We start from the raw sequence: 6,026 nt of genomic DNA, 5'->3' as shown, positions 1-6,026 counted from the left end.
GACAAATGTATCTATAGGTAACCCCATCTTTTTTGCCAGTAGTCCTGCGCAGATATTCCCGAAATTCCCACTTGGTACGGAAAAGGCTATCTTATTGTTTGTTTCTAACTGTCTGTAAGCAAGGAAGTAGTAGAACATTTGAGGCAACCATCGAGCCAGATTGATCGAGTTCGCAGAGGTAAGTTGCCGGCGATTTGTAATTTCATTATCCAGAAATCCCTTTTTTACCATTCCCTGGCAATCATCGAATGTTCCATCAACTTCGATCGCCTGAATGTTTTGTCCCAGAGTGGTTAACTGTTTCTCCTGAATATCACTCACCTTCCCTTTTGGATATAGAATGACCACATCAATCCCATCAACACCCAGAAAACCATTAGCCACAGCGCCACCGGTATCTCCTGAAGTTGCAACCAGTACGGTGACTTTTCCTAAATTTCCCTTCTGAATAAAATAGCCAAGACTACCCGCCATAAAGCGTGCTCCTACATCTTTGAAGGCCAGGGTTGGACCATGGAATAATTCCAGCACTGAAACATCTGGCTCAATTGCCTTAACCGGAAAATCGAACGAAAGCGTTTCTTCCAATATTTTTTGGAGCTCAGTCTCAGGAATTTCATTGCCAACGAATGGCGAAATTACATGCTTTCCAATTTCTGCGGGATCCAGTTTCATCAGGTTGCTTATGAATTCGGTAGATAACCGTGGAATCCTCTCTGGGAAATAAAGCCCTTTGTCGGGTGCAAGTCCGCGAACCACCGCATTCTCAAAATTGCTATGATGTTCTTTATTGTTAAGACTATAGTACTTCATAATATTCTGATTCCTGTTTTATTAATTTCTGAAACATGTAGTTCGAATCCCATTTCCTTATCCTGAAGAAAATTGAGATAAGCTGACTTTACCTCTTCTGCAGCACTATCACCTTGACACATAGCGAAAACTGAAGGTCCTGAACCTGAAATCCCAAAGCCGAGGGCTCCGTTGTCTAAAGCAAGTTTTTTTAATTCATCAAAGTACGGGATCAAAATGGATCTAACAGGTTCTACAATGGCGTCGTGAAGACTTCTACCCATAAGCTTATAATCATTGGTATAAAGCGCACTGACAAAAGCTCCCAGATTTCCCCATTGTGCAATGGCTGATGCCAGCGTAACATTCTGTTTTATGATCGCCCGGGAATCGCGCGTTTTAATTTCGATCATTGGATGAAGAACGACCATTCTTATTTCGGATGGTGCCGGTAGGGCAAGTATTTCCAATGGTGCGTAACTTCTAACAAGACTAAAACCACCCAGTAAAGCTGGAGCAACATTATCTGCATGAGCATTTCCACTAGCAAGTAATTCACCCTGCATCGCAAACTCGATCAACTCATTGTTAGTAAATGGATCATCCAGAAGTTTGTTAACTGCATAAACCGCTCCGGCAGAACTTGCTGCGCTACTCCCGATCCCGCTTCCAGATCGAATCTTTTTATGGATTTCGATATCAAAACCCTGCTTCGAACCGAGTCTATCCAGAAAAGCGAGAATAGCAACCCCGGCAACGTTCTTATTAATTTCCATTGGAAGATCTGCGCCAGTAATTTTAGTAATACGAAGTTGGTTTAGATCATTCTTTTTTAACAGCATCTCGTCACCTACGTTCTGCAAACAACATCCAAGTACATCAAAACCACAGGATAAATTAGCGACCGTAGCCGGAGCAAATATTTTAATTTCTTCCATAACTATCGTTTACCGATTCTTATCACATCTGCAAAAATTCCCGAGGCAGTTACATCTGCTCCCGCACCAGCTCCTTTTACAATTAATGGCTGCTCAGGATAACGCTCAGTAAAGAAGAGTACAATGTTATCACTCCCACTCAAATTGGCAAAAGGATGTTGCGCATGAACCTTTTGCAACCCTACTTTAGCCTTTCCATTCTGTAATTGAGCTACATATTTAAGTTCGGCACCTTCAGCTTCTGCTTCACGATACATTTTCTGAAAGCTTGCTTCATCTTTCTCAATGATCTCAAAAAATTCTGCATTATCTGCTGCGTTCAAGCTAGCTTCAGATAAGAAACTATCTTTTTCAATATCCTCCAGTTCAAGCTGAAGTCCCGATTCTCTTGCAAGAATTAAAATTTTACGCGCTACATCTACTCCGCTAAGATCAATTCTTGGATCCGGCTCGGTAAATCCTTCTTCCATCGCCTTACGTACAATACTATGAAAAGGCGCTTCAGCTTTATAATTATTAAAGACAAAATTCAAACTCCCGGAGAGTACCGCCTGAATTTTCAAGATTTGATCTCCAGAAGCCATAAGATTTTGTAGCGTATCTATAATTGGCAATCCTGCACCAACATTAGTTTCATAAAGAAAGGAAGCTCCATATTCCCTGGCAAGATCCTGCAATTCCTGATAGTTTTCAAAAGAATCTGCGCAGGCAATCTTATTACAGGTTACTACCGAAATAGAGTTTCTCAAATAGTGCTTGTACCATCCCGCAATCACTTCACTTGCTGTATTATCCACAAAAATACTGTTGCGTAAATTCAATTTCTTAATGGTTTCGAAAAAAGCTTCTGGTGCGCACTCATCAGCTTTAGCTAGATCTTCCTGCCAGGAGTTCAGGTCGATACCGTTTTCAGAAAAAAGCATCTTTCGAGAATTCGAGATTCCCAGCACCCGAACTTTCAGTCTTAACTTCTGAAGTAGATATGCTTCCTGCTTGTGAAGTTGCTGTAAAAGTTTGCCACCCACATTTCCTACGCCGGTAATGAATAGATTCAACTCTTTTGAAGGCACCTCAAAGAACTCTTCATGTAATAGATTTAGAGCTTTGGTTACATCCTTCTTCGCGATGACAGCTGAAATGTTCCTTTCTGAAGCACCCTGAGCAATTGCCCTGATGTTGATATTATTATGTCCTAAAGCACTGAACATTTTACCACTAAGACCATGATGACTTTTCATACGATCACCTACTAGAGCAATTATCGCTACATCATCTTCAATTTTTACGGCTTTGATCTTACCGGAAGAAACTTCAGCTTCAAATGCATCATTCAACACATTTCTTGCTTCCAGAGCTTCATCATCCCTCACCGCGATACAAATACTATGTTCCGAAGAAGCCTGAGTGATAAGCACAACGTTGATCCCTGATAAATAGAGCGCTTCAAACAGTCTCTTAGAAAATCCCGGGATACCAACCATGCCGCTACCCTCCACGTTCAGCAGACTGATCGCATCGATATGGGTGATACCGGTTACCCATCTAAAGTTCTTTTTACTCGACCGGGAAATTACAGTTCCATGACTATCAGGATCAAAAGTAGATTTTATATGGATTTCAATATTCTGATTGATAAGCGGTTGTAAAGTTGGAGGATAAAGCACTTTGGCACCAAAATGAGAAAGCTCCATCGCCTCTTCGTAGGAAATATGTTTAAGTGGATAAGCCTGTGACACCAAGTTTGGATTTGCAGTATACATTCCGTTCACATCAGTATAGATATAAACCTTTTTAAGATTGAGAGCTGCACCAAGGATCGCCGCAGTAAAATCTGATCCACCTCTTCCTAAAGTGCTGGGAACGCCTTCAGAATTTTTCGAGATAAAACCAGGAACTATATAGATCTGAGCATCATGGTTATTGAAATATTGACGAATCTTAGTGTTCGACGGCTCGTAGCTTACCTGCACTTTTTCCTTAAAGTTACGACACACTATAAGCTCTCGAGCATCTACCAGTAAAGTATCCTTTTCGCTCAACTTAAGATAAGCCGAAATGATCTCGGTACTAAGCATTTCTCCGAAACCGGAGATCACATGAGTCGTTTTATCTGAGAGTTCACTTAAAAGAAAAACCCCTTCGCAAAGCGTTTCCAAATGATTCATGAATGATTTTACCTTACTCAAAACAGCACTCTGCTGGTCGACAGGTAATAATTCCCGAACCGCCTTCAAATGTCTTTTTTCTATAGTCGTTAGAAGTTCTTTATAAGAGTCATCACGGTCCCGGGCAAGTGTAGCTACACTTAGAAGGTCATTCGTTACACCTCCAAATGCTGAAAAAACAACAACGACTTTTTCATTCTTACTAAACTGTTGAACTAACTTGGATAAAGACTTGATTCTCTCTGGAGAGGATACAGATGACCCCCCAAATTTCAGGATTTGCATGGCTGAAATTATTTAAATGATTAAAATAAAATTAGGTATGGACGAGTATTATATAGCTAGGACCCCACAAGGGGTAATACCTGTAATCGTGATAAACATAGTCACTGCAGAAGAATAGATTTCTTCCTGGATCATGTTAATAAATGAAGTTGTAAAATTCACGATTCTGGTCTTATTTATTTTAAAGGTATTTAATAATTCTACATAACAAAATTTTAAACCTTAATGAATTGAAGATTTATGGAATTCTCAAAATAGGACAGAAAAAAGCCTGATAATTCAAATTATCAGGCTGATTATTAATTATTTAAAAATACAGATTATAATCCGCTAATGTAACTTCCGTAGAGATCCTTAAACTTAAGACCTTTAGAAAAACGCTGTTTACTTAACTTTTTATGTTCAACCAAAGCCCATAATAAGAACTCTTTCATAAAATACTTATCTGATGTTTCAATATTCGGTTGATATTTCTGAATGAGTTCATTTAGAGGTTCAATAGAATCTAGCTGTTCTTTATATTCTGAATCACTTAGATCATCTGGCAGTTCAAAACCTGAACTTTCAAAAAACCATTCTACCAGATCATCATAAGGTGTAGTTGCGTCTGGCTTCTGAAGTTTTTCAATCTTCGGAAAGTACTCCGGGAACAAGGTTTTTACCGCAGCACCAATAAGCTCCATGGCTACAAAAGCTGCACCTTCCTGCTCTCCTTCATAAACGAGTTCAACTTTCCCCGTAATTGCAGGAATTACCCCAAGAAAATCACCAAATCGCAGGGTTGTTTCTTCACTTCCGGTTTTAAGGATGCGTCTCTCGGCAGTACTTAATAAATTTTCGAAAGCGGTAATACTCATCCTTGCACTAACACCACTTTTATGATCTATATATTCACTGTCCCTGGCTTCGAAACTAATTTGTTCTAAAAGATCTTTCGCAAGTTCGGGTACTTTGATCGTATCTTCCTGCCTACCATCTTTTTTTGCTTCCTGTGCCGTAATGGTTTTGGCGATATCAATATTCTGTGGATAGTGGGTTAGAATTTGAGATCCTATCCTATCCTTCAGCGGAGTTACAATACTTCCTCTGTTGGTATAATCTTCCGGATTGGCAGTAAACACAAATTGCATATCTAATGGTAAGCGCAATTTGAACCCTCTAATCTGGATATCTCCTTCCTGAAGAATATTAAATAAAGCAACCTGAATTCTGGCCTGTAGATCTGGTAGCTCATTGATGACAAAAATACTTCTGTTCGCCCGTGGTATCATTCCGTAGTGAATCACGCGGTCGTCAGCATAACTCAGTCTCAAATTTGCAGCTTTGATTGGATCTACGTCACCAATAAGATCTGCTACGGTAACATCTGGAGTCGCCAGCTTCTCGAAGAATCGATCCTCTCGATGCATCCATTCTATAGGAGTTTCATCACCTTCTTTATCAATCTTTTCTTGAGCATAACGGCTAATTGGATTTAAAGGATCATCGTTGATTTCTGAACCTTCAACTACCGGAATCCATTCGTCCAGTAAATTCACCATAAGCCTGGCAAGTCTTGTTTTTGCCTGTCCGCGTAATCCTAGTAAATTAATATTATGTTTCGATAAAATGGCCCGTTCAAGCTCCGGTATCACCGTGTAATCATACCCGTGTATGCCTTCAAAAGCTTTTTTGCCTTCTTTAATTTTAACTTTTAAGTTATCTCTAAGTTCATCTTTAATACTTTTAGTCTGGTAGCCTGAAGATTTTAATGCTCCAAGCGTCTTGATGTTTTTCGTATTCATAGCTTTATTGGTTCCAATTAATCCTATGGTTTTTCCTTTGTATTTATCCATATAGGCCCTCA

At 39.6% G+C, this 6,026-nt stretch carries 4 protein-coding genes; all 4 read right to left on the bottom strand.

Annotated elements, in window-relative coordinates; genetic code table 11:
- On the bottom strand, nucleotides 1-813 hold an 813-nt coding region (gene thrC, locus QZ620_RS13135), incomplete at its 3' end, for a threonine synthase (protein WP_295182467.1).
- Complete coding sequence (locus QZ620_RS13130; RefSeq protein ID WP_295182465.1) at nucleotides 810-1,730, bottom strand: homoserine kinase; 921 nt, start codon at nucleotides 1,728-1,730, stop codon at nucleotides 810-812. The genes QZ620_RS13130 and thrC, both read right to left, overlap by 4 nt.
- A 2-nt stretch (nucleotides 1,731-1,732) precedes the next feature.
- Nucleotides 1,733-4,180, bottom strand: a complete 2,448-nt coding sequence (thrA, locus tag QZ620_RS13125) for a bifunctional aspartate kinase/homoserine dehydrogenase I (protein ID WP_295182462.1) — start codon at nucleotides 4,178-4,180, stop codon at nucleotides 1,733-1,735.
- 320 nt (nucleotides 4,181-4,500) lie between these two features.
- Nucleotides 4,501-5,964 (bottom strand): magnesium chelatase, encoded by a 1,464-nt coding sequence (locus QZ620_RS13120; RefSeq protein ID WP_295182469.1) that lies wholly within the window; start codon nucleotides 5,962-5,964, stop codon nucleotides 4,501-4,503.
- Between the last annotated feature and the right edge of the window lie 62 nt (nucleotides 5,965-6,026).

The organism is uncultured Christiangramia sp., assembly GCF_913046405.1.
Lineage (GTDB): Bacteria > Bacteroidota > Bacteroidia > Flavobacteriales > Flavobacteriaceae > Christiangramia > Christiangramia marina.
Note: the sequence above shows the minus strand (reverse complement) of the source record. Positions and strands in the feature narration are given on the sequence as shown.

Bases quoted from the DNA above. Each gene is read 5' to 3' on its own strand.
- thrA (WP_295182462.1), bottom strand. From the start codon at position 4,180: ATGCAAATCCTGAAATTTGGGGGGTCATCTGTATCCTCTCCAGAGAGA.
- QZ620_RS13130 (WP_295182465.1), bottom strand. From the start codon at position 1,730: ATGGAAGAAATTAAAATATTTGCTCCGGCTACGGTCGCTAATTTATCC.
- QZ620_RS13120 (WP_295182469.1), bottom strand. From the start codon at position 5,964: ATGAATACGAAAAACATCAAGACGCTTGGAGCATTAAAATCTTCAGGC.